General features: G+C 57.3%; 3 protein-coding genes and 1 pseudogene. 3 read left to right on the top strand and 1 reads right to left on the bottom strand.

What is annotated here, in order from left to right; genetic code table 11:
* Both A3754_RS06765 and glpE read left to right on the top strand, forming a co-directional pair.
* A partial coding sequence (locus tag A3754_RS06765; protein WP_231880519.1) for a DEAD/DEAH box helicase occupies positions 1 to 1,044 on the top strand: 1,044 nt, incomplete at its 5' end.
* Positions 1,019 to 1,339 carry a thiosulfate sulfurtransferase GlpE gene (gene glpE / locus A3754_RS06760; protein WP_063519154.1) on the top strand — a complete coding sequence of 107 codons (321 nt, stop codon included), beginning with the start codon at positions 1,019 to 1,021 and terminating at the stop codon, positions 1,337 to 1,339. The genes A3754_RS06765 and glpE, both read left to right, overlap by 26 nt.
* 167 nt (positions 1,340 to 1,506) lie before the next feature.
* On the opposite strand, the gene A3754_RS06755 is transcribed toward glpE, so the two are convergent.
* Positions 1,507 to 2,190 (bottom strand): OmpW family protein, encoded by a 684-nt coding sequence (locus tag A3754_RS06755; protein WP_063519153.1) that lies wholly within the window; start codon positions 2,188 to 2,190, stop codon positions 1,507 to 1,509.
* Between the two features lie 352 nt (positions 2,191 to 2,542).
* Between A3754_RS06755 and A3754_RS06750 the strand changes: the two are divergent.
* Positions 2,543 to 2,863, top strand: a pseudogene (locus tag A3754_RS06750) (hypothetical protein); the annotation flags it as partial.

Below are 2,863 nucleotides of genomic sequence, written 5' to 3'. Positions count from 1 at the left end.
GCACTGATCGTGGCCCCCACCCGGGAGCTGGCCATGCAGATCGAGAAAGACGCCAGGGTACTGGCCAAACACACTGACCTGCAGGTGATGAGTGTCGTCGGCGGCATGAATTTCAATCGCCAGCAGGAACGCCTGCAAAACAAGCTGATCGATATTCTGGTGGCAACCCCGGGGCGGCTACTGGACTTCGCCAAACGCCGCGACCTGTGGCTCGACCGGGTGGAATTCCTGGTGCTGGACGAAGCCGACCGCATGCTGGACATGGGCTTCATTCCCGATGTGAAGCGCATTGTCGGCATGACCCCAAAAAGCCAGTACCGCCAAACCCAGCTGTTCTCTGCCACCTTCAACGACGATGTGATGAACCTGTCCCGCCGCTGGACCCAGGACGCGGCAGTGGTGGAGATCGAACCCACCCAGGTCACCACAGACACCGTGGAACAGAAGGTCTACATCACCAACACCGACGACAAGTTCACGCTGCTTTATAACCTGATCACCGGCATGGACATGGACAAGGTCATCGTATTTGCAAACCGCCGGGACATTACCCGCCGGGTCAGCGACCGGCTGCACAAGAAAGGGCTGAAAGTCTCCCTGATTTCCGGAGACGTACCCCAGACCCAGCGCAGCAAGACCCTGGAGCGCTTCCGTGCTGGCGATCTGCAGGTGCTGATCGCCACCGACGTGGCAGGCCGGGGTATCCACATCGATGGTGTCTCCCATGTGGTGAACTACAATCTGCCGGAAGACCCGGAAGATTACGTGCACCGCATTGGCCGAACCGGCCGCGCAGGTGCCAGCGGCATGTCCATCAGTTTCGCCTGTGAAGACGACGCCTTCCTGCTGCCGGAACTGGAAAACGCCATCGGCATGAAGCTGGAATGCGAGTATCCACCTGCTGATTTGCTGGCCGAGAAAGAAGCGGCCAACGCTACCGCCCAAGCAGCAAACCAACAGGCCGCCGCTGCCCGGCAGGAAACACCCGCCCCGAAAGATGACAAAGCAAGGATCGACAATGGCAACGCGAATCAGCCCCACTGACGGCAAGGCCCTGTTTGAACAGGGTGACGCCCTGTTCATCGATATCCGCGATCCGGCCAGCTTTGCGGCCGGGCATTTGCGCGGCGCCGTGCATTTAAGTCAGGCCAACGTGGATCTGTTTCTGACCAACACGGCCCCGGATCATTCGCTGGTGGTGTATTGCTACCACGGCAACAGCAGCCAAAACGCAGCAGACTGGCTGGGCGAGCAAGGTTTCAGCAACGTGGTTAGCCTGGATGGTGGCTACGATGTGTTCCGGCAACAATTTCCGGAATGCCTGGAAGAAATGGCTTAGGGCCTGTTCACTAGTTAAATCCGCTGGACGCAACGCGTCGCACGCTACACGCCAAACCAGAAGACTGAGGGCGGAGATGGTTAACTGTACTCTCCGCCCATGCCCCACTTCAGCGTGACTCTCTATAACACTCAACGTGTTGCATGAAGCGCGTAACGTAACACTCCCTAAAAACGATAGCCCACGCCGACCATGTAGACCCAAGGGTCAATTTCCACATCGATTTTATCCACCCGAGCGTCATTCACATACAGCCGCGCTTCGGTATCAATATCGATATTCCAGACGCTGGCATTGAGCAGCCAGTTTTCATTGATGAGGAAATCCGCCCCCACTTCCCAAGCGAAGCCCATGGAATTGCTCAACTTCACATCCACATCGGCCCCGCCCACCAGTGGGCTGACTACCGCATCATCGATGCTCTCATCAAAGAACAGAGTGTAGTTCACCCCTGCCCCGAGATACGCGCGCATAGGTCCCAGTTGGGGAGCATAAAACTGGGCCAGCAGCGTCGGTGGCAAATGGCTGGTTTCGCCAATCACAACCCCGTCGCCACCGGTATCCAGAACAATGTCATGGGTAAACGGCGTCGCCCCGACCAGTTCAACACCAATGTTGTCTGTCACCATGTAAGCGAACGTCAGCCCCAGCTGGGTATCATCGTCCACATCGACCTCTAGCCCGCCAACCGCTGGCAATGCCGGATCGAACGCATCACTGCTAACATCAGGGACAACCTTGATGCCCCCCATGCGTACAATGAAATCACCGGATTCATGTGCCATCGCAGGCCCGGCCAACAATACTGATGACAACATCAGCACACTTTTTCCCTGTCCGCGCAGTTTCATACTCTTCCCCTCTGTTAACAAAACCCGGAGTGAGTCCCCTCACAGGCCATCACGGCACCATTGAACGCCACACTCGGGTGTCAAGCATTGCGCTGCATCAATAAAGCATCAGGCTCCCGCCCAGCTGCCTGCCAAATGCTGTCGCAATACTTCACGGGCCCGCCCCCACCCGTAACGTTTGCACTAGCGCCCCTGGCAACAGTCTTCCCGGTTACATACAGTGTCGTACGAATGCCGCAATATGGTTGTCAGAGCGGTGGGCTCCGCCGCGAAACAGAAACCTGCGTGATATACACCAGGCCCAGGATCATTCCTAATATTCAGAACCGAATAACAATGAGGTTGTATCACCATGCCCTCCGACGCACTGATTAGCGCACTGCGCGATGCCCACAAGGCACATCTGACCCAACAGCTGCAGGCCCCGGAACATTGGCAGGGCCTCATGGCCCAGGCGGGCGACCTGCTTATCGACATTCCGCTCGGCAACCTGGTAGATCAGGACAGCCTTGTACAGGTCGTGGATCAGTGGCTACAGGAAGCGCTCAGTGCCCGCGGATTGCAGGACGTCATACGCGACGTGAGTCTTGCCGTATGGGAAGCCGCAGAACAGGATGACGCCACCATTGGTGAGCTACTTCGTGAAGAACACTTCGAGGCCATTCTTGAGCAG

The sequence above is a fragment of the Alcanivorax sp. HI0083 genome, assembly GCF_001635175.1.
Note: the sequence above shows the minus strand (reverse complement) of the source record. Positions and strands in the feature narration are given on the sequence as shown.

What these genes read in the sequence shown, in the direction of transcription:
- glpE (WP_063519154.1), top strand. Translation starts at nt 1,019, where the DNA reads ATGGCAACGCGAATCAGCCCCACTGACGGCAAGGCCCTGTTTGAACAG.
- A3754_RS06755 (WP_063519153.1), bottom strand. Translation starts at nt 2,190, where the DNA reads ATGAAACTGCGCGGACAGGGAAAAAGTGTGCTGATGTTGTCATCAGTA.